The 19,746-nt window shown below is 72.9% G+C and carries 17 protein-coding genes and 1 pseudogene; 4 read left to right on the plus strand and 14 right to left on the minus strand.

From position 1 onward, the window contains the following. The 5 genes and pseudogenes from CCR87_RS10250 to CCR87_RS10270 all read right to left on the minus strand — a co-directional run. Positions 1–271, minus strand: a pseudogene (locus CCR87_RS10250) (molybdopterin biosynthesis protein); the annotation flags it as partial. Next, positions 271–738, minus strand: coding sequence for a dUTP diphosphatase (gene dut, locus CCR87_RS10255; protein WP_201157432.1), 468 nt, complete (start codon positions 736–738; stop codon positions 271–273). The pseudogene CCR87_RS10250 and the gene dut, both read right to left, overlap by 1 nt. Further along, positions 735–1,931, minus strand: a complete 1,197-nt coding sequence (gene coaBC / locus CCR87_RS10260) for a bifunctional phosphopantothenoylcysteine decarboxylase/phosphopantothenate--cysteine ligase CoaBC (protein ID WP_201157433.1) — start codon at positions 1,929–1,931, stop codon at positions 735–737. Before coaBC ends, dut begins: the two co-directional genes overlap by 4 nt. Before the next feature lie 71 nt (positions 1,932–2,002). Beyond that, a complete protein-coding gene (locus CCR87_RS10265; protein ID WP_201157434.1) occupies positions 2,003–2,791 on the minus strand; it encodes a ChaN family lipoprotein in 789 nt (262 codons plus the stop codon). Further along, positions 2,788–3,666 carry an RNA polymerase factor sigma-32 gene (locus tag CCR87_RS10270; RefSeq protein ID WP_201157435.1) on the minus strand — a complete coding sequence of 293 codons (879 nt, stop codon included), beginning with the start codon at positions 3,664–3,666 and terminating at the stop codon, positions 2,788–2,790. Before CCR87_RS10270 ends, CCR87_RS10265 begins: the two co-directional genes overlap by 4 nt. 252 nt (positions 3,667–3,918) lie before the next feature. Here CCR87_RS10270 and CCR87_RS10275 point away from each other — a divergent pair, with 252 nt between their 5' ends. Next, positions 3,919–5,436, plus strand: a complete 1,518-nt coding sequence (locus CCR87_RS10275; protein WP_201157436.1) for a YifB family Mg chelatase-like AAA ATPase — start codon at positions 3,919–3,921, stop codon at positions 5,434–5,436. Here the strand turns inward: CCR87_RS10275 and CCR87_RS10280 are convergent. The 4 genes from CCR87_RS10280 to rsmI form a co-directional block, all read right to left on the minus strand. Further along, positions 5,403–6,311: an alpha/beta hydrolase gene (locus CCR87_RS10280; protein ID WP_338048910.1), complete on the minus strand. Its 909-nt coding sequence runs from the start codon at positions 6,309–6,311 to the stop codon at positions 5,403–5,405. The genes CCR87_RS10275 and CCR87_RS10280 overlap by 34 nt on opposite strands. After that, a complete protein-coding gene (gshB, locus tag CCR87_RS10285; RefSeq protein ID WP_201157437.1) occupies positions 6,308–7,255 on the minus strand; it encodes a glutathione synthase in 948 nt (315 codons plus the stop codon). Before gshB ends, CCR87_RS10280 begins: the two co-directional genes overlap by 4 nt. Before the next feature lie 70 nt (positions 7,256–7,325). Continuing rightward, on the minus strand, positions 7,326–7,679 hold the full coding sequence (locus CCR87_RS10290; RefSeq protein WP_201157447.1) for a YraN family protein: 354 nt from the start codon (positions 7,677–7,679) through the stop codon (positions 7,326–7,328). A gap of 53 nt (positions 7,680–7,732) precedes the next feature. After that, entirely contained in the window at positions 7,733–8,614 is an 882-nt protein-coding gene (rsmI, locus tag CCR87_RS10295; RefSeq protein WP_201157438.1) for a 16S rRNA (cytidine(1402)-2'-O)-methyltransferase, read from the minus strand. A gap of 113 nt (positions 8,615–8,727) precedes the next feature. Between rsmI and CCR87_RS10300 the strand changes: the two genes are divergently transcribed. The 3 genes from CCR87_RS10300 to CCR87_RS10310 all read left to right on the plus strand — a co-directional run bounded on the left by CCR87_RS10300 (position 8,728) and on the right by CCR87_RS10310 (position 13,907). Further along, complete coding sequence (locus CCR87_RS10300; RefSeq protein ID WP_201157439.1) at positions 8,728–9,942, plus strand: penicillin-binding protein activator; 1,215 nt, start codon at positions 8,728–8,730, stop codon at positions 9,940–9,942. Then, positions 9,923–12,769: a [protein-PII] uridylyltransferase gene (locus tag CCR87_RS10305; RefSeq protein ID WP_420850170.1), complete on the plus strand. Its 2,847-nt coding sequence runs from the start codon at positions 9,923–9,925 to the stop codon at positions 12,767–12,769. Before CCR87_RS10300 ends, CCR87_RS10305 begins: the two co-directional genes overlap by 20 nt. Positions 12,770–12,851: 82 nt before the next feature. Beyond that, positions 12,852–13,907 carry a linear amide C-N hydrolase gene (locus CCR87_RS10310; RefSeq protein WP_201157440.1) on the plus strand — a complete coding sequence of 352 codons (1,056 nt, stop codon included), beginning with the start codon at positions 12,852–12,854 and terminating at the stop codon, positions 13,905–13,907. A 134-nt stretch (positions 13,908–14,041) separates the two neighbouring features. Here CCR87_RS10310 and CCR87_RS10315 read toward each other — a convergent pair whose 3' ends face one another. From CCR87_RS10315 to hutW, 5 genes are all read right to left on the minus strand, one after another. Continuing rightward, positions 14,042–14,674 carry a DUF1826 domain-containing protein gene (locus CCR87_RS10315; protein ID WP_201157441.1) on the minus strand — a complete coding sequence of 211 codons (633 nt, stop codon included), beginning with the start codon at positions 14,672–14,674 and terminating at the stop codon, positions 14,042–14,044. Further along, positions 14,671–15,873, minus strand: a complete 1,203-nt coding sequence (locus CCR87_RS10320; protein WP_201157442.1) for a GTP-binding protein — start codon at positions 15,871–15,873, stop codon at positions 14,671–14,673. Before CCR87_RS10320 ends, CCR87_RS10315 begins: the two co-directional genes overlap by 4 nt. Positions 15,874–16,337: 464 nt before the next feature. Beyond that, positions 16,338–17,558, minus strand: a complete 1,221-nt coding sequence (locus CCR87_RS10325) for a CobW family GTP-binding protein (protein ID WP_201157443.1) — start codon at positions 17,556–17,558, stop codon at positions 16,338–16,340. A 396-nt stretch (positions 17,559–17,954) separates the two neighbouring features. After that, positions 17,955–18,473, minus strand: a complete 519-nt coding sequence (hutX, locus tag CCR87_RS10330) for a heme utilization cystosolic carrier protein HutX (RefSeq protein ID WP_201157444.1) — start codon at positions 18,471–18,473, stop codon at positions 17,955–17,957. Further along, positions 18,470–19,746: heme anaerobic degradation radical SAM methyltransferase ChuW/HutW (gene hutW, locus CCR87_RS10335; protein WP_201157445.1), on the minus strand; the 1,277-nt coding region annotated here is incomplete at its 5' end. The genes hutX and hutW, both read right to left, overlap by 4 nt.

Genomic DNA, 19,746 nt, shown 5'->3' on the forward strand with positions numbered 1-19,746 from the left:
GGGCGGGCGGCTCGGGGGCCGCGCGCGCGCGCAGCCGCCGCAGCCCGGCGCGATAGCCCAGCACCAGCGCAACCGTCGCGCCCAGCATCAGCCACGGCGCGGGCGACCCGCCGGTCCCCTCGCGCAGCGCCGCGCCATCGGGCAGCACAAGCTGCGTCAGCACCACCAGCGCATAAAGCGCCCCGATCATCGCCAGTCGCCCGCGCACCGGCGCCTTCATCACGGCGCCGATCCCCCAGATCACCGCCATCAGGCCAAGGACGAACAGCATCAGCCCCTCCCGGTGGAGCCGAAACCGCCCGCGCCGCGCGATGTGGGGGCAAGCGCCGACACCACCTCGAACCGGGGCTGGACCACGGGGGCCACGATCATCTGTGCAATCCGTTCGCCATGGCGCACCACATAGGGCGCCGCCCCGAGGTTGACCAACAACACCCCCACCGGCCCGCGATAATCGCTGTCGATGGTGCCGGGGCTGTTGGGCATCGACAGCCCGTGGCGCAGCGCGAGGCCCGAGCGCGGGCGGATCTGCACCTCGTAGCCCGGCGGGATCTCCAGGTGAAAACCGGTGGGCACCACCGCACGCTGCATCGGCGCCATCAACAGGCCGCCCGCGCGGTCACCCTCGGCCAGGTTGGCGCGCAGATCGGCCCCCGCCGCCCCCGCCGTGGCATAGGCCGGCAGGCCCAGCGCGATGTCCGCCCCTTCGGCCCACATCAGGCGCAACCGCACGGTCATGGCGCCAGCGCCTCGGCGATGCGGGCGGCAAGACGCCGGGCGACCTCGGACTTCGGCAGGCGCGGCCAGACCTCGGCTCCGGCATCGGTGATCAGGGTCACGGCGTTTTCCGCCCCGCCCATGATGCCGGTGGCGGGCGACACGTCATTGGCCACGATCCAGTCGCAGCCCTTGCGCAGGCGCTTGGCGGTGGCGTGCTCGGCGACATGCTCGGTCTCGGCGGCGAAACCGACCACGAGGGCCGGGCGCCCGGCGCCCATCCGCGCCACCGTCGCCAGAATGTCGGGGTTTTCGGCCATGCGCAGGGCGGGCGGGCCGTCCGCGCCCTTCTTGATCTTCTGCGCCGCCGCGCCGTCGACGCGCCAGTCGGCGACGGCGGCGGCGAACACCGCGGCATCGGCGGGCAGATGCGCCTCGACGGCGGCCAGCATCTCGGCGGCGGTCTGCACCGGGGCGACTGTGACGCCGTGGGGCGGCGGGACGGTGGCCGGGCCGGTGACAAAGCTGACACGCGCGCCCAGATCACGCAGCGCCGCCGCCAGCGCCGCCCCCTGCGCCCCCGACGAGCGGTTGGCGATGTAGCGCACCGGATCGATCGGCTCGTGCGTGGGGCCCGAGGTCACCAGCACATGCCGCCCCGCCAGCGGCCCCGCACCCAGCGCGCCGTCGATTGCCGAAAGGATCGCCGCCGGTTCGGCCATGCGCCCGGGGCCGAATTCACCACAGGCCATGGCGCCCGCATCGGGGCCCACCACGCGGATGCCGTCGGCGATCAGCCGCGCCAGATTGCGCTGTGTCGCGGGGTGCTCCCACATCCGCACGTTCATCGCGGGCGCGATCAGCACCGGCTTGTCGGTGGCCAGCAGCAGGGTCGCGGCCAGATCCGGCGCCAGCCCCGCCGCCATCCGCGCCATCAGATCCGCCGTCGCCGGGGCCACCACCACCAGATCGGCGGCGCGCGACAGCTGGATATGGCCCATCTCGGCCTCGTCCGTCAGGTCGAACAGGTCCTGAAACACCTTCTCGCCGGCCAGCGCGCTGACTGACAGGGGGGTGACGAACTCCGTCCCGGCGCGGGTCAGCACCGGCGCCACCGTGGCCCCCGCCCCGCGCAACAGCCGGATCAGTTCCAGCGACTTGTAGGCAGCAATGCCACCGCCGATGATCAGCAAGATCCGCCGCCCCGCCAGCATCGGACACCCCCCCGTTCTGCATCCCCATCCCTAGGGGGCCGCGCGCGCGGGCGCAACGTCGCGTGGGGCGGTCAGTGGAACGCGGCGCACGGGTCGTCCCGGTCGGCCGGTGCGGTGACGCGGACCAGATCGAACGGGCTGTCGGGGCCGGCCGCCTGCTCCAGCTGGCCCGCGGCGAACACCGACAGATCGGGCGCGGCCAGCGCCAGCATGGACGGCACCCCCCAGTCCGACCGCGCATGCCCGTTGCCGGTGATGACCACGACCGGGCCGCCATGATCGGCATGTGCCCGCAGCGCGGCCCGCGCCAGAGCGGCGTCGCGCAGCCGCTGCGCCTCCACCATGCCGGGCAGCAGCGCCTCGGGCAGCGCGTCGCAGTGGGCACGCGCCTGCATCGCCTCGCGCGCGGACTGCTGCCCGGCGGGCAGCGCGACATCGAGACCGAAGGGCGCAGGATCCTCATCGAACACCGCGGCGAACTGTGCGGCGGCCCCGGCCTCCATCGCCGCGCGCACGGCCTCACGGGGCACATCGGCGCCGACGACGGCCGCCTGCGGCGCGGCGGTGAAGATCGGGTGGTACATCGCGAAATCGGGCCAGCCGCGCACCTCCCAGCCGAGGGCGGCCTCCAGCGCCTCGGCATCGGGCCGCACCTCGGGGGTGACGGCGGCCGCCTGTTCGGGCAACAGCATCTCGAACACCAGCGCGGTGGGTGCGAGGTCGGCCACGACCTCGGCTTGCCAGGCGTGGTGGGCGGGGTTGTCGTGCACCTCGCCCAGGATCACCACATCGGCGCGGGGCACCTCAGCCGCCGCGGGCCAGGCCAGCGCGGCGGCAAGACAGGCGACAAGCCCCCTCACGCGAAGAAGTTGTGCACTTCGCGCGACTGCGCCTCCAGCGACTTGCGCATCTTGGAGAACGCCGCCGCCTCCAGCTGGCGCACCCGCTCCTTGGACAGGCGCAGCTCCTGGCCGAGGCTTTCGAGCGTGCGCGGCTCCTCGCGCAGCTTGCGTTCGCGCACGATGAAGCGCTCGCGCTCGTTCAGCGCATTCAGCGCCGAAGCCAGCCAGTGGCGCAGCGTGTCGGCGTCGCGGTGCGCGGCCACCAGATCGGCGGCCTGGGCGGACTGATCCTCCAGCGCGTCGATCCACTCGCGCCCGTCCTCGTCCGACGACTGCGTCGCGTTGAGCGAGAAGTCCGAGCCCGACAGCCGCCCCTCCATCATCTCCACATCCGCAAGCGGCACGCCCACCTCGGTCGAGACCATCTCGCGGATGGTGTGGGGGTCCAGCGTCTCGCCGCGCGCCATCGCCTCACGCTCGATCCGGGCCTGGACGCGGCGCATGTTGAAAAACAGCGACTTCTGGCTGGAGGTGGACCCGGTGCGCACCATCGACCAGTTTCGCATCACATAGTCCTGGATCGACGCCTTGATCCACCACACCGCATAGGTGGAGAACCGCACACCGCGGTCGGGGTCGAACTTGTCGGCCGCCTTCATCAGCCCGAGGCTGGCTTCCTGGATCAGGTCGTTCATCGGCGCCCCGTAGCGGCGGAACTTCGACGCCATCGAGATCGCCAGCCGCATGTAAGCCGTGATCAGCCGGTGCAGCGCGGCCTCGTCGCGCTGGTCGCGCCAGGCATAGGCGAGGCGCAGCTCGGTCTCGGCGTCCAGCAGTTCCGCCTTCATCGCGCGCCGCGAAAGGCTGTGGTCGGTCGGTGCGTCGAAAGCCATGTCGAAAACCCCCCGGTCTCGCCCCTCCAGGGGCTTTGGTTCGTACACTTGGGGATTACGCGGCGCGGGCGCAATCGGATCACATCGCGGCTGCGCGGCCATGAACAAAGCTTGCGCAATGGTGAACAAACCGGGCGCCCGAGACTGCTTGGGCGGGGGTGCGTTGCCCCGAGCTGCGTGTGCGGCGCTGCGTTAACCATTCATTCACCAAAGTGAAGATAGCCTGCGACGGGCTTGGGCAAAGGGGCAGGAATGGTCGCGCGCACCTTCACCGTGGCGTTCGAAGGGGTACAGGCGCGGCTGGTGGAGGTGCAGTGCGCGGTCACGCCGGGCTTGCCGAACTTCACCGTGGTGGGGCTGCCGGACAAGGCCGCCTCCGAAGGGCGCGAACGGGTCAAGGCCGCGCTGGCGGCGCTGTCGATCGCGCTGCCGTCGCGGCGGATCACGGTCAACCTCGCGCCCGCCAGCCTGCCCAAGGAGGGGGCGCATTTCGACCTGCCGGTGGCGCTGGCGCTGCTGGTGGCGCTGGAGATCCTGCCGCGCGATGCCGCCGAGCAGACGGTTGCGCTGGGCGAGCTGTCGCTGGACGGGCGGCTGATGCCGGTGCTGGGCGCCCTGCCGGCGGCGATGGCCGCGGCCGAGGCCGGGCACGCGCTACTGTGCCCGCGCGCCTGCGGGGCCGAGGCCGCATGGGTCGGCGGCTGCCAGGTGCTGGCGGCGGACTCGCTGGCCGATGTCATCCGCCACTTCACCGCCCAGACCCCCCTGCCGGTGGCCGCACCCGGCGCGGTGTCCCCGCGCGATCACGGCCGCGACCTGCGCGACGTCAAGGGCCAGGAACGCGCCAAGCGCGCGCTGGAGATCGCCGCGGCCGGCCGCCATCACCTGCTGATGGTGGGCGCGCCCGGGTCGGGCAAGTCGATGCTGGCCGCCCGCCTGCCCGGCCTGCTGCCGCCGCTGGCCCCGGACGAGGCGCTGGAAACCGCGATGATCCACTCGCTGGCCGGGCTTCTGGACGAAGGCGGCATCCGCCGCGAACGCCCGTTTCGCGAACCGCACCACACCGCATCCGTGGCCGCGATCGTCGGCGGCGGGCGTGGCGCCAAACCCGGCGAGATCAGCCTTGCGCACAACGGCGTGCTGTTCCTGGACGAGCTGCCCGAGTTCCCCCGCATGGTGCTCGAAACCCTGCGCCAGCCGGTGGAGACGGGCGAGGTCGTGGTCGCGCGCGCCAATGCCCACATCCGCTATCCCTGCCGGTTCCTGCTGCTGGCCGCGGCCAATCCCTGCCGCTGCGGCCACCTGGCGCAACCGGAACATGCCTGTGCCCGCGCGCCGGACTGCGGGGCGGAGTATCTGGGGCGGATCTCGGGGCCGTTGATGGACCGGTTCGATCTGCGGGTGGAGGTGCCGCCGGTGGCGTTCCGCGACCTCGACCTGCCCGCCGCGGCCGAGGGGTCGGCGGCGGTGGCCGCCCGTGTGGCCGCTGCGCGCGCCCGCCAGACCGCGCGCTTTGCCGATCACCCGCTGGTGCGCGTGAACGCCGACGCCGAAGGCGCGCTGCTGGAGGCCGTGGCCGCCCCCGACGCCGAGGGACGCGCACTGCTGACCCGCGCGGCCGACCGGCTGGGGCTGACGGCGCGGGGCTATCACCGGGTGCTGCGGGTGGCGCGCACCATCGCCGATCTGGACGGCGCGGACACCGTGCGCGCCCCCCATGTGGCCGAGGCCGCGAGCTACCGGCTGGTGGGCGCGCCGCGCAGCTCCTGAACGCAGGCGGCGGCAAAGGCCCCGGCCTCGGCCAGGGTGGCGCAGGCCTCTGGCAGCCACGGGCAGAGCCAGGGCCACACATGCGGCAGATCGCCCGCCAGCCGCACCTCGGCCCGGCCCCCGGCGGCGCGCAGCACCCGGGCCATGCGCACCGCATCGTCGCGCAGCACTTCGGTGCGGGCGGCGAACATCAGCACCGGCGGCGGCGCCTGCCACCGGGCGAACAGCGGCGAGGCGCGCGGATCGTCGGCCCGCGCCCCGCCAAGATAGAGCGCGGCGACCTCATCCCCCCGCGCGGCTGGCAACAGCGCATCGCGGGCCGCGTTTTCACGCCAGGACGCCCCCGACAGCGTCAGATCGACAAATGGCGAAAACGCCACGAGGCCCGCCGGCACCGGCCCCGTGGCCTGCGCCAGCGCCGACAGCGCCAGCCCGCCCCCCGCGCTGTCGCCCGCCAGCACCACCGGACCGTCGGCCGACAGCGCGTGCAGCACCGCCACGACATCCTCCAGCGCGGCCGGAAATGGATGCTCGGGCGCCAGCCGGTAGTCGGGGATCACCGCGGCCAGCCCCGCCCCCGCCGCCAGCCGTGCGGCCAGCGCCCGATGGGTGTCGGCCGCCCCGGCAACGAAGGCCCCGCCATGGACATAAAGCACAACGCCCCGGGCGCCGCCCGGCGGCCCGGCCACCCGCAGCACCGGAACCCCGCCCAGGACATCGCGGCGATACCGCGCCCCGCGCGGATCCGGCGCGCCCCAGCGGGCGGCATGGCCAAAGGCCCGCCGGGCCTGCGCCGGGTCGGCCATCGCCGCAAGGGCGGGCCGCAGCAACCGCCGGCTCAGCCCGGTCAGGGCGCGGGCACGCAGGCTGGTCACATCGCCTCGTGCCGCGCCTCCACCGCCTCCCAGATGCGGGCGGCGACGTTGACGCCATCGAAGCGTTCCAGCTCCTGGATGCCGGTGGGCGAGGTCACGTTGATCTCGGTCAGCCAGTCGCCGATCACGTCGATGCCGACAAACACCTGCCCCTTTTCGCGCAGCACCGGGCCGATGCGCGCGCAGATCTCACGGTCGCGATCGGTCAGGCCGACAGCCTCGGCCCGGCCGCCGACATGCATGTTGGATCGCGTCTCGCCGGCCGCCGGGACCCGGTTGATCGCACCCACGGGCTCCCCGTCGACGAGGATCACGCGCTTGTCGCCTTTGGCCACCGCCGGCAGGAACTTCTGCGCGATCAGCGGCTCGCGGGTGAAGCCCGCGAACAGTTCGTGCAGCGCCGCGAGGTTGCGATCGTTGGGATCGAGCCGGAACACCCCCGCGCCGCCGTTGCCATAGAGCGGCTTGAGGATGATGTCCCCATGCTCGGCCTTGAAGGCGCGAATCGCGTCGAGACTGCGCGCGATCAGCGTGGGCGGGGTCAGGTCGGTGAAGCGCAGCACCAGCAACTTCTCGGGCGCATTGCGCACCCAGAACGGATCGTTCACCACCAGCGTGCGCCCCGCCAGCATGTCCAGCAGATGCGTGGTGGTGATGTAATGCATGTCGAAGGGCGGGTCCTGGCGTAGCCAGACCACGTCCCAGTCCGCCAGGTCGACCTCGGTTTCCTCGCCGAAGCGGACGTGATCGCCGCGCGTGCGGGCGACCTCGATCGGGCGCCCGCGGGCCAGCACGCGCCCGTCGCGGTAGCTCAGCGCGTCGGGGGCGTAGTAGAACAGCACATGCCCGCGCGCCTGCGCCTCCAGCGCCAGACGAAACGTGCTGTCGGCGTCGATGTCGACCCGCTCGATCGGGTCCATCTGGAATGCCACCTTGAGGCCCATGTCCCCCTCCCCTGCTGCGCCTGCGTCAATGCCCGAGGCCCGCGGGGGTTGCAATGGTCCCGCAGGCGGCTCACGGCCCCAGCGCGTTTTCCAGCACCTCGATCCGACCCTGTGCGTCCACCAGCGCCACGTCGAAGCGCATCGGCGTCAGCGCCCCGAGCGGCTGGCCGTCGAGGAACTCGCACGCGGCATCCTGCAGGCGCCGGATCTGGTGCCGGGAGACCCGCGCGGCGGCGGCGGCAAAGCTGCGGCTTTTCTTGACCTCGACAAAGATCACCTCGCCGCGGTGGCGGGCCACGAGGTCGATCTCCCCGCCCGCGCCCCGCCAGCGCTGCGCGAGGATCTCCATGCCGCGGCGCATGTAGTCGGCCGTGACCTGCGCCTCGGCGGCAAGTCCCGCCCGATGCGCCACCGCGCCCGCGATTGTCGTGCCCATGTCCCTGCTCCCCGCCCCATCGCGGCCCGTGCCGGACCGCCCTATGTCCGCCCCGCCAGCCGCAGGGCCGCCTGATACACCTCCCGCCGGGGCAGGCCGGTGGCTTCGGCCACCTCGGCCACGGCGAGCTTGAGCGACACGTCACCCAGCCGGGCGGTCAGCATCGCCTCCATCTGCGCGGCATCGGGCGGGGCCTCGGCCGCGCGGTCGACCACCAGCACGACCTCCCCGCGCAGGTCGTCGTGCGCGGTGTCATCGGCCAGCGTCGCCAGCGTACCGCGGCGCACCTCCTCGAACCGTTTGGTGAGTTCGCGGCACAGCGCCGCCGCCCGATCACCGCCCCAGACCTCGCACAACACACCTAACAGATCATGAACGCGGCGCGGCGACTCATAGACGATCAGCGTCGCCGGCACCGCCTTCAGCTCCTCGGCCCAGCGCCGCCGGGCGCCGGCCGGCACCGGCGGGAACCCCGCGAACAGGAACCGGTCGCTGGGCAGCCCCGACACCGTCAGCGCCGCCAGCACCGCCGACGGGCCTGGCGCCGCCCACACGCGGTGCCCCTCGGCGATGGCGGCCCGCGCCAGCCCGTAGCCGGGATCGGCCACCAGCGGCGTCCCCGCCTCGGAGGCGTAGGCGACCGAGCGGTCCTGCGCCAGCGCCGCCAGCAGCCGCGGCCGGACCCCCGCGGCGTTGTGGTCGTGATAGGCCAGCATCGGGCGCCCGCCGAGCGCGATGCCGTGGATCTCCATCAGTCGGCGCAGGGTGCGGGTATCCTCGGCCGCCAGCACATCGGCCCCGGCAAGGATATCGAGCGCGCGCAAGGTGATGTCACGCGCCGCCCCGATCGGCGTGGCCAGCAGGTGCAGCCCCGGCGCGGGCGGGGCGGCGGCCGACAGGGCGGGGGCGGGATCTTCGCGCATGGCCGGGCCCTTCCTGGGGTGCGGGTTTGTTTACTTGGGCGTCCCCACCGCCTAAGGTTGTCGGATCGCCGCACCTGTGCGTTCGTGCGGCACCGTCACCGGAGATCCCGCCCATGCTTGCCGTTCTCGCCTCCCTGCGCAAGGCCATCCTGCCCTCCCTTTCGCGGGGCGCATCCCCGCTGCGGCGCGCGGCGCTGGCCGTGGCCGCCCTCGGCCTGGTGGCGGCCTGCGAGCCGGTCTCGATGTCGGGCCCCGCCGCCCCCGCGGTGGACCGCGACCGCCCCGTGCAGGTGGCGCTGCTGGTCCCGGCGGGCTCGGGGCAGACGGGCGACGCCGCGCTGGCGCGCAGCCTGGAAAACGCCGCCCGGCTGGCGGTGGCTGACCTTGGCGCCACGCGCATCGACCTGCGGATCTATGACACCGCCGGCAACGCGGGCCAGGCCGCCCAGCAGGCGACCCGCGCGGTCAACGAGGGCGCGCAGGTCATCCTGGGGCCGGTGTTCGCCGATTCCGCCCGCGCCGTCGGCACCGCCCTTGCCGGCACCGGGGTACCGGTGCTGAGCTTCTCCAACAACCCGCGCGCCGCCAGCGGCAATGTCTTCATCCTCGGGCCCACCTTCGACAACACCGCACAGCGGCTGGTGGCGCATGCGGTCTCGCAGGACAAGCGGCGGTTCCTTGCCGTGGCCGAGCGCAACGACTCCGGCGAGATCGGCCGCGAAGCGATCGCGCGGGCCGCGCAGCGCGCCGGCGGCGTGATGGCCGGCGCCGAGACCTTCGACTTCTCGCAGCAAGGCGTGGTCGACGCGGTGCCGCGCATCGCCGAGGCCGCGCGCAACGGCGGGGCGGATGCGATCTTCTTCACCTCCAACACCGCGGGCGCGCTACCGCTGCTGGTGCAGCTGCTGCCGGAAAACCGCACCGGGCCGGGCCAGTTCCAGTACATCGGCCTGACCCGCTGGGACATTCCCAACGCGATCCTGGAGCTTCCGGGCGTGCAGGGCGCGTGGTTCGCGCTGCCCGATCCCGGCCTGACACAGCGGTTCAACGCCCGCTATGCCGCCGCGAACGGCCGCGATCCGCATCCCATCGCGGGGCTGGCCTATGACGGCATCGCCGCGATCGGGGCGCTGGTGCGCTCGGGGCGGTCGGATGCGCTGTCGCGCGCCGCGCTGACCCAGGCGCAGGGCTTTGCCGGGGTCGCCGGGGTGTTCCGCCTGCTGCCCGACGGGACCAACGAACGCAGCCTCGCCGTGGCCGAAATCCGCAACCAACAGGTGGTCGTCATTGCCCCCGCTCCCCGCAGCTTTGCCGGCCCTGGTCTCTGATCGCGGGACCGCGCCGGCCCCGGCCGAGGCGCTGACCGATGCGCCGATCCTGCCGCCCGACGCCATCGTTCAGCCCGACGCGCTGGCCGCGCGCATCGAGGCGGGCATCGCGGACCTGCGGGGCGCGCCGGGCGACAGCTGCCGCGATGCCGCCCCCGACGGCGCCGAGTTGCGCCGCGAGGTCCGCGCGCTGGCGGTGGCCGAGCTGGCGGCGGCGCGCCGCGCCGGGACCGACGCCCTGCGCGCGGCCTTTGCCGAGCGGCCGCTGGCGGCGCGCGAGCTGGTGCGCGGCCAGACGCTGCTGACCGATGCGCTGGTGATCACCGCCTTCGACGTGGCCCGGCGCCACCTGCACCCCTTGCCGAACCCCACTGAGGGCGAGCGGCTGACCCTGATCGCGGTGGGCGGCTACGGCCGGGCCGAGATGGCGCCGCATTCCGACGTGGACCTTCTGTTCATCACGCCCTGGAAGGTCACCGGCTGGGCCGAGAGCGTGATCGAATCGACCCTCTATATCCTGTGGGACCTGAAGCTGAAGGTGGGCCACGCCACCCGCACGGTGTCCGACTGCATCCGGCTGGGGCGCGACGACATCACCATCCGCACCGCCCTGCTGGAGCACCGCTGCCTGGCCGGCGAGGCCGCGCTGGCCGAGGAGCTCAAGACCCGACTGTGGGACGAGCTGTTCGTCGGCACCGAGCGCGAGTTCATCGAGGCCAAGCTGGCCGAGCGCGCCCAGCGCCACAGCCGCCAGGGCGGCCAGCGCTATGTGCTGGAACCCAACGTGAAGGAGGGCAAGGGGGGCTTGCGCGACCTCCAGACCCTCTACTGGATCGCCAAGTACATCCACCGGGTGGAGGCCGCGGCCGAGCTGGTGGCCCTGGGCATGTTCACCGCCGACGAATACGCCAGCTTCCGCGGCGCCGAGACATTCCTGTGGGGCGTGCGCTGCCATCTGCACCTGATCGCGGGCCGCGCCTCGGACCAGCTGACCTTCGACATGCAGGTCGAGGTCGCCGAGCGCATGGGCTATGCCGACCATGGCGGGCGCCGCGCGGTCGAGCACTTCATGCAGGACTATTTCCGCCACGCCACCCGGGTGGGGGAGCTCACGCGCATCTTCCTCACGGCGCTGGAGGCCGCGCATGTGAAGCAGGCGCCCGCGCTGATGCGGCTGTTCAAGCGCCGCCGCCGGGTGCGCCCGGGCTATGTCGAGCGTCAGGGGCGGCTGGCGGTGGTCGACGCCGACAGCTTCCTGGCCGATCCGCTGAACCTGCTGCGCATCTTCGAGGAAGCCCTGCGCACCGGGCTGCTGCTGCACCCCGACGCGATGCGCCTGATCGCCGCCAGCCTGCCGCGCTTCGACAGCGGCCTGCGCGACAGCGCCGAGGCGAACCGGCTGTTCCTGGGGCTGCTGCTCAAGCACGGCAACCCCGAGCGCGCGCTGCGGCGGATGAACGAGCTGGGCGTGCTGGGGGCCTTCATCCCCGAATTCGGGCGCATCGTCGCGATGATGCAGTTCAACGTCTACCACCACTATACCGTCGACGAGCATACCATCCAGTGCGTCTCGGTGCTGGCGCAGCTGGAACGCGGCGAGCTGACGGAGTCCCTGCCCATCGCGACCCGCATCCTCGAGGAGGGGGTGAACCGCCGGGTGATCTACACCGCGCTGCTGCTGCACGACATCGGCAAGGGCGGGACCGAGGACCACTCCATCGCGGGCGCGCGCATCGTGCGCCGCCTCGCGCCGCGTCTGGGCCTGAACGCCGAGGAGAGCGAGACCGCCGAATGGCTGGTGCGCTATCACCTGCTGATGTCGGACATGGCGCAGAAGCGCGACCTGTCGGACCCGCGCACGGTGCGCGACTTTGCCAAGGCGGTGAAGACGAGAAAGCGCCTCGACCTGCTGACGGTGCTGACGGTGTGCGACATCCGCGGCGTCGGCCCCGGCACCTGGAACAACTGGAAGGCGATGCTGCTGCGCAAGCTCTATGGCGCCACCGCCGAGGCGCTGGAGACGGGTCTGGAGGACATCAACCGCGACAAGCGCGAGAGCGAGGCCAAGCGCGCCCTGCGCACCGCCCTGTCCGACTGGCCCCGCGCCGAGCTGCGCGCCGAGACCGCACGCCACTACGGCCCCTACTGGCAGGGGCTGCCCACCGACACGCATGTGGTGTTCGCAGGCCTGCTGCGGGGCCTGGGCAACGGCGAGATCCGCATGGACCTGCATCCCGACGACGACCGCGACGCCACGCGGGCGTGCTTTGCGCTGTCGGACCACCCCGGCATCTTCTCGCGCCTTGCCGGGGCGCTGGCGCTGGTGGGGGCGAATGTGGTGGACGCGCGGACCTACACCTCGCGCGACGGGTTTGCGACGGCGGTGTTCTGGATCCAGGACGCCGACGGCAGCCCCTACGAGGCCGAGCGCCTGCCGCGCCTGCGCAAGACGATCGAGCGCACCTTTGCCGGCGAGGTCGTCGCGGGCACGGCGCTGGAGGCGCGCGACAAGCTCAAACGCCGCGAGCGGCCGTTCCGCATCCCCACCTCCATCACCTTCGACAACGAAGGCTCGGACCTCTACACCCTGATCGAGGTCGACACCCGCGACCGCCCAGGCCTGCTGTACGACCTGACGCGGACACTGGCGGCATCGAACATACAGATCGCCTCGGCGGTGATCGCGACGTTCGGGTTGCAGGCGGTGGACACCTTCTACGTCAAGGACATGTTCGGGCTGAAGCTGCACGCCCGCGCCCGTCAGGAGGCGCTGGAGCGCAAGCTGCGCGCCGCCATAGCCGAGGGCGCCGAGCGCGCCGCGCGCTGACCGGCGGGTGCCCGCGGACGCTTGCCTGGGGCGCGTTCGCGGCGCATCCTGTCATGGCACAGCATCTTGCGGGAGAGACACCATGCATCGCCTGACCGGCACCGTCGCCGCCCTGTCGCTGGCCCTCCTTGCCGCCGCGCCGGCCCAGCCCTGTACCCGCGCCGTCTATCTCGGCCCCGAGGACCGGGTGCTGACCGGGCGCACCATGGACTGGAGGATGCCGATGGTGTCGAACCTGTGGGCTCTGCCCCGGGGCATGGCGCGCGACGGCGCGGCCGGGCCACGCTCGGCGCAGTGGACGGCGCGGTACGGCAGCCTGGTGGCGAGCGGCTATGACATCGCCACCGCCGACGGCATGAACGAGGCGGGCCTCGTGGCGAACCTCTTGTGGCAGGTGGAGGCCCAATACCCCGAGGATGACGGGGTGACGCCGCGGATCTCGCTGTCGGTGTTTCCGCAATACCTGCTGGACCGCTACGCCACCGTGGCCGAGGCGGTGGCGGACCTGCGCGCGACCCCCGTCCAGGTCGCCGGCGGCGAGGTGCCCGTGGGCCCGCCGGGGCGCGCGGCCACGGTCCATGTCTCGCTGTCGGACGCCACCGGCGACAGCGCCATCATCGAATTCGTCGCGGGCGAGATGGTGATCCACCATGACCGCGCCTATCAGGTGATGACGAACGAGCCGACCTACGACCGCCAGCTGGCCATCCTGGAATACTGGCAGGGCGTGAACCCGCGTGAATTCCTGCCCGGCACGGTGCGCGCCGCCGACCGCTTCGTGCGCGCGCATTTCTACATCAACGCGGTGGTCCAGAGCGCCGATCCCCGCATCGCCGCGGCGTCGGTGTTCAGCGTGATGCGCCAGGTTTCGACGCCCTGGGGGATCTCCATCGCCGACCAGCCCAACCTGTCCACCACCCGCTGGCGGGTCGTGGCCGATCACAAGGACCTCCGCTACCATGTCGAGTCGGTGATCTCGCCCAGCGTGTTCCGGGTCGATCTCGACGCCCTCGACCTGTCCGAGGGCGCGCCGGTGATGAAACTCGACCTCGGGGTGGACATGGAGCGCATCCTCGGCGGCGAGGTCTCGGGGAAGTTCGTGCCGGCCGAGGCGTTTGCCTTCCAGCCCGCCGACTGAGGCCGCGCACAGGCACAGGAACAGCCTCAGGCGCGGTGCCCCCCGCCCCCGCGCCGACCGCCCGACATCTGCGGCCGCACCGTCGCGTCACCCGTGGTGACCTTCGGCGGCAGGTGGGGGGCCGCCGGGGTGCCTCAGGCCGCGTCCTCCCGATCAAGGACGGGGTCGAGGACGAGAAGAAGACGCGTCTCGCCCGTGCCTGCGATGGGGGGCGAACGGTGGCGCAGGCCGGAGGGCGGCTGCTCGGGCCAGTGGCTGCCGCGCAGGATCACCGCCGCACCGGCGGGGGCAGTCTGGACGAACGCGGGCGCGGCCCCGCCCGACGCGATGCCGTATTGCGTGCCGGTGCCGCGATAGGTGCAGATCAGCCGCGCCATGACCGCATCGACATGGAACTTCCGGCAGGCGTCGGTCGTGACCACATCCAGCCGCAGGCGCAGCCACGGCGCGCGCATCAGACCGGCAAAGACATCGGCCAGCAGCGCGATATCCGCGATCAGCCGGGCGCGCCCGGGGCCATCCGGCGTGCCGGCGCGGTCACAGATGGCGGGCAACGCGGCGCGCAGGTCCTGCGGGCGCAGGATCTCGCGCGCGGCGGGCAACTGCGCGGGCGCCAGCCCCGCCAGCCAGTCCGACAGGGCCGGGTCCACCGCCCGACGCCAGATCGCGGCGGCGCAGTCGGGGCGGTGGATCGCCGACAGCGCCCGGGATGTGTCCACCACGGCGACCGCGGCGGTGGCCTGCGGGGCGATGCCCGGGCCGCTCATCGGGTGCCCCAGCGGGGAAAGGGATCGGACAGCCCGACCCAGGCCTCGGGGGTGAAGGCGGCGGTGTCGATCAGGGCGGCATTCAGCGCCGCGCAGATCGCCTCGCGGTCGAGGTCCACGCCGATGAACACGATCTCCTGTCGGCGGTCGCCCCAGGGCTCGGCCCAGTTGCGGGCGATCTCGGCCTGCGCGTCGGGGTGGGTGGGCAGGCGCTCCTCGGGGACCGAGGCCCACCAGCGGCCCAGCGGCGCGACCGAGGACATGGCCCCGGCAAGGCTGAACTCGGCCGCCCACTCGGGCCGCGTGGCGATCCAGAAATGCCCCTTGGCGCGGATCACGCCGGGCAGCGGGCCGTTCAGCAGCGCATGGATCGTCTGCGGATGGAACGGCGCGCGGGCATGATAGACGAAGGACTCGATGCCGTATTCCTCGTCCTCGGGGGTGTGGTTGGCAAAGCCGTACAGCTCCTGCGCCCACATCGGGTGTTCGTGCGCCCGGTCGAAGTCGAACCGCCCGGTGTTCAGGATCGCGCCCGCAGGCACGTCGGAATGGGTGGTCTCGATGATCCGCGCATCGGCGTTGAGGGCGCGGATGATCTTGCGCGCGGCATCCACCCGCGCGGGCCCGGCGTCCGCGACCTTGTTGAGGATGATGACGTCGGCGAATTCGATCTGCTCGGTCAGCAGGGTCACAAGGCTGCGGTCGTCCGCCGCGCCAAGGCTCTCGCCCCGGTCACGCAGGAAGTCGTGGCTGGAGAAGTCGCGCAGCAGGTTCACCGCGTCCACCACCGTGACCATCGTGTCGAGGCGCGCGACATCCGACAGGCTCCGGCCCTCCTCGTCGCGGAAGTCGAAGGTGGCGGCGACGGGCAGCGGCTCGGAGATGCCAGTGGACTCGATCAGCAGGTAGTCGAACCGGCCCTCGGCGGCGAGCCTGCGCACCTCCTTGAGCAGGTCGTCACGCAGGGTGCAGCAGATGCAGCCGTTGGACATCTCCACCAGCTTTTCATCGGCACGCGACAGCGCCGCGCCCTCGCGCACCAGATCGGCGTCGATGTTCACCTCGGACATGTCGTTGACGATGACCGCGACGCGGCGGCCCTCGCGGTTGTTGAGCACGCGGTTGAGCAGCGTGGTCTTGCCCGCGCCGAGAAAGCCGGACAGCACGGTGACGGGAAGGCGGGGATCATGGGAGGTCATCGGGGTCTCGCTGGTTGGAGGGGGAAAGGGACGGCGCGGACCGGGGCACCCGCGCACTGGGCATGGGGCGCGGTCACATGGCGCGCAGGGACGCGCGACCGGCGGGCGGCCTGCATCGGCGCGCCCGGCACGCCGCGCGCCGTCGCGGGCCGACAGGAGGACCGGTGCCCGCGGGGCCACCCGGCCCGGCGGGGGCGTGGAACGCATCGACAGGCCACGCCCTCGGCCACGGCGGCGATGATGCCGTCGCCCACATCCGTGGTGTTGCGCGCATGGCCGACATGGGGCCACAGCCCGCGCAGGCGCCCCGCCAGCCCACCGAGCGCCACCGCAGGCCGGGCACCACCCACAGGGGCCCGCAGCCGGGCTGTCGGCCCGCAGACATCCCTCCACACAGGATCGGGCCCGCGCGGCGCACCACGCGCCCCCCGCCGGGGCATGGACGCGGACAGCTGCCGCATGGCTCAGGACGGCCGCGCATCGAGGCTGTGCAGGACCACCCGCGCGTCCGGATCGTCCGGGCTCCGCGGCCCCTCGCGCAGGAAGGCCAGGCTGTCCTCCAGCAGCGCGCGGTCGAGGTCGCGGCCGATCAGCACGAAACGGCTGGTGCGGTCGCCCGCCGGCCAGTGCCGCAAGGGCACCGGCGGGTGGAAGATGTGCTGAACACCATGGATGGCGAACGGGTGCGGATCGTCGGTGGTGTGCACGATGGCCTTGAAGCGCAGGATGTCGGCCCCGCTCATCCAGACGAGGGTCTCCAGCCACAGGCCGAACACCTCGGACGACACCGGGTCCTCCAGCGTGGCCACCAGCGCGGTGATCCGGTCGTCATGCCGCGCGGCCGGGGCGGTGGACAGGAGCACCGGATGCAACGCCGCGCCGCCCGTCGGCTGCGGGCCTGACAGCCCCGACAGGCTGTCGGGCAGGCGCCCCCCTGCATCCGCGGGCACCGGGAGGGTGGTGGCCAGCCCCGGCACCGGACCGGGGCGCAACTCCGCCGTCCCCGCCAGCCCGGCCCAGTCGTGCGCCTGCGAGGGGGTCGCATCGCCCCGCAGCACGCCCGGGCCGAACAGCGCCCCGGCCGGAACCCCGCCATGATCCGCCCGCAGCCGCCGCGCCGCCGGGTTCAGCCGCCTCAGCCGTGCCTCCAGCGCCGCCAGTGCCTGCGGCGCCACAAGGTCGGTCTTGGAGAGGACCAGCAGATCCGCCGCCGCCACCTGCCCCACCGCCTCGAACCCCGCGTCCAGCGTGCGCATGCCGGTGGCCGCACAGACCACCGTCACCACCCCGTCCAGCAGGAACCGCGCCGCCACCGCACGGTCCAGCACCAGCGTGTGCTGGATGGGCGCCGGATCCGCGAGGCCCGTCGTCTCGATCACCACCCGGTCGAAGGACAGCTGCCCCTTCGCCCGCCGCCGCGACAGATCCGACAGCGTTGCCACCAGATCACCCCGGATGGTGCAGCACAGGCAGCCCGAGCGCATCAGCACCATCTCCTCGGTCGCCTCGGAGACGAGGTCATGGTCAAGGCCGATCTCGCCGAACTCGTTGACGATCACCGCGACGTGACCGGCCTCAGAGGTGGCCAGAAGACGGTTCAGCACGGTCGTCTTGCCCGCACCGAGATAGCCGGTGATCAGCGTCACGGGGATGCGCGGATCGGCAGCGGGGGTCGGGTCTTGCATGGGCGGGCCTCGCGGATTGGCTGCGTGCAAGGTTATAGTATAACATATCTGCTCGCAACCACGGAGGGCCCGCGCCCGGCCCTGCCCCGTCGGTCGGTCGCGGGGGGGCCACGCGGGGTCCATTGCGCGCAGGCGTCGCGCGCGCCCTGTGACGGACCCGCAACGGCCACCGCACGCGTCACGTCGGCGCCCGCGCATGGCCCGCGCCGGGTCTGATCCGCCCCGGAACGGCCATATCGCCCGTGCCACCCGAAGGCGCGCGGGTGTCCGGGCACGGAGCCGGCTCGCCCCTGGCCCTTGGCCCCTGGCTCCGGCGGCTCTGGCCGCCCCCATCCCGACGGCCCGGCCGGAACGGTGGCCGCCCCATGGTCCGGGTGTGGCGCGGGTTCGGCGGTGTCAGGCCGTCGCGGGCGCGGCCAGCCGGTCGCGCAATGCAAGGAACCGGGCGATCTGGTCGGGATGCATCCGCCGCTCGGCGTCGCGGCCGAGATAGACCTTGAACATGCAGGCGCCCTCGGCGGTATGGAACTGCACCGAATGCGTCTCGATCCCCATGAACCGGCGCGACACGAAGGCGATGCGGGCGCAGGCCTCGGCGCGGAAATGCCCGCCGATGGGCGCGCCATGGAGATTGTAGAAGCCGTGCCCGAGGCGGCCGAGCGGCACCGCGCCCTTCGCCTCCAGGATGACCGGGCCGGTGTTGAGGACCACCGTCACCTCGCCCCACCCCGCCAGATCCCGCATGACATCGACGAAGGCCGCGCCGGGCACCAGTGTCACCTCGCCCGCCGGCAGATGGTCGAGCACGGCGCCGGGCGGGACGCCAGCGGCGGCGGCGATGTCCTCGAGGGCGGCCTCGGGCGTGGCGGCAAGGGCGGCGCGGATCGCCGCGGCTTCGGGAGTGGGATGGGTCATCGGGGGTCCTCCGTACCGGGATGTGTTGCGTCGGCCAGTTCCTGGCGGGTCCAGTCGATCAGGCGTTGGGTCATCGCCACCTGCCAGAAGCGCCCGGCCAGCGTCAGCCCGAGGCGGGGGCCGTCGGGCTCCATCAGCCCCGCCAGGGTCCACTGCCGCGTCAGCGGCGCCACGAGCGCGGCGAACCCGGGGCCTGCGAGGGGCGAACAGGCGGCCTCGACCGCCGGCAGGTCCAGCCGACCCAGCTCCATCCCCGCGCGGATCGCGTCGATCAGGGGCTGCAACGGCGACGCCTGCATCAGGCCGGCCACCGGCGGACGGCCATCGGCCAGCGCCGCCGCCCAGGCGTCGATGCCGGGCAGGGTGCGCCAGCTGTGACCGGCGTGGGTGCCGCCCGCCCCGGCGCCGAAGGCCAGACAGGCCGCGCCGGTCTTGACCTGCAGGTTGTAGGTGTTGCGTTCGCGCGTGCCGCGGCGCCAGTGGGTGCAGCTGATCGCCTCCCATCCCGCGCGGGCCATGTGGGCGGCCCCCAGGGCATGGAAATGGCCCAGCGCCCCGGCCGGAAACGGCGGCCGCTTGCCGTTCTCCAGCGCGCGCAGCAGGGGCGTGCCGGGGATGAGCTTGAGGGCATAGAGATCCACCCCGTCCAGGCCGAGGCCGGTGGCGGTGTCCAGATCGGCCTGCCACAGCGCCGGCGTCTGGCCGGGCAGTCCATACATCAGGTCGATCACGATCGCGCCGCGGTCCATCGCCACCAGATCGCAGAGGGCGCGCCGGACCTCGTCCCCCGACGTCTTGCGCCCCAGCGACCGGCGCAGCCGGTCATCGAAGCTCTGCACCCCGATCGAGATCCGGGTGGCACCGGCATCAAGGGCGGCGGCGGCCTTCTCGGCGCCAAAGTCGAACACGCGGCCCTCGAGCGTGATCTCGCAGTCGGGCGCGAGCGGCAGGTGGCGGCGCAGCGCACGGATCAGCCGGGCCAGGTCATCGGCCGCCAGCGCCGTGGGCGTACCACCGCCCAGATAGACCGCCCGCAACGGGTGGCCGCGCTGCATCGCCGTCGCCGCGCCCCCGGCAAGCTGCTCGATCAGACGGTCGACATAGGGCGCGCCCGCCTCCGCCCGCCAGGGGTTCTGGTAAAAGCCGCAGAACAGGCAGCGGTTGGCGCAGAACGGCACATGGACATAGGCGACGCTGCTGCCGGTGCGCGGGGTGGCTGCCATCGCCTGCCAGCGGGCGGCCACCTCGTGGGGCGGGACCGGGCGGGCCCCGG

The organism is Rhodobaculum claviforme (assembly GCF_016653255.1).
Taxonomy (GTDB): Bacteria; Pseudomonadota; Alphaproteobacteria; order Rhodobacterales; family Rhodobacteraceae; genus Rhodobaculum; species Rhodobaculum claviforme.

Excerpts from the sequence above, each read along its gene's own strand:
- dut (WP_201157432.1), bottom strand. The coding sequence starts at position 738 with ATGACCGTGCGGTTGCGCCTGATGTGGGCCGAAGGGGCGGACATCGCG.
- coaBC (WP_201157433.1), bottom strand. The coding sequence starts at position 1,931 with ATGCTGGCGGGGCGGCGGATCTTGCTGATCATCGGCGGTGGCATTGCT.
- CCR87_RS10270 (WP_201157435.1), bottom strand. The coding sequence starts at position 3,666 with ATGGCTTTCGACGCACCGACCGACCACAGCCTTTCGCGGCGCGCGATG.
- CCR87_RS10275 (WP_201157436.1), top strand. The coding sequence starts at position 3,919 with ATGGTCGCGCGCACCTTCACCGTGGCGTTCGAAGGGGTACAGGCGCGG.
- gshB (WP_201157437.1), bottom strand. The coding sequence starts at position 7,255 with ATGGGCCTCAAGGTGGCATTCCAGATGGACCCGATCGAGCGGGTCGAC.
- rsmI (WP_201157438.1), bottom strand. The coding sequence starts at position 8,614 with ATGCGCGAAGATCCCGCCCCCGCCCTGTCGGCCGCCGCCCCGCCCGCG.
- CCR87_RS10300 (WP_201157439.1), top strand. The coding sequence starts at position 8,728 with ATGCTTGCCGTTCTCGCCTCCCTGCGCAAGGCCATCCTGCCCTCCCTT.
- CCR87_RS10310 (WP_201157440.1), top strand. The coding sequence starts at position 12,852 with ATGCATCGCCTGACCGGCACCGTCGCCGCCCTGTCGCTGGCCCTCCTT.
- CCR87_RS10315 (WP_201157441.1), bottom strand. The coding sequence starts at position 14,674 with ATGAGCGGCCCGGGCATCGCCCCGCAGGCCACCGCCGCGGTCGCCGTG.
- CCR87_RS10320 (WP_201157442.1), bottom strand. The coding sequence starts at position 15,873 with ATGACCTCCCATGATCCCCGCCTTCCCGTCACCGTGCTGTCCGGCTTT.
- CCR87_RS10325 (WP_201157443.1), bottom strand. The coding sequence starts at position 17,558 with ATGCAAGACCCGACCCCCGCTGCCGATCCGCGCATCCCCGTGACGCTG.
- hutX (WP_201157444.1), bottom strand. The coding sequence starts at position 18,473 with ATGACCCATCCCACTCCCGAAGCCGCGGCGATCCGCGCCGCCCTTGCC.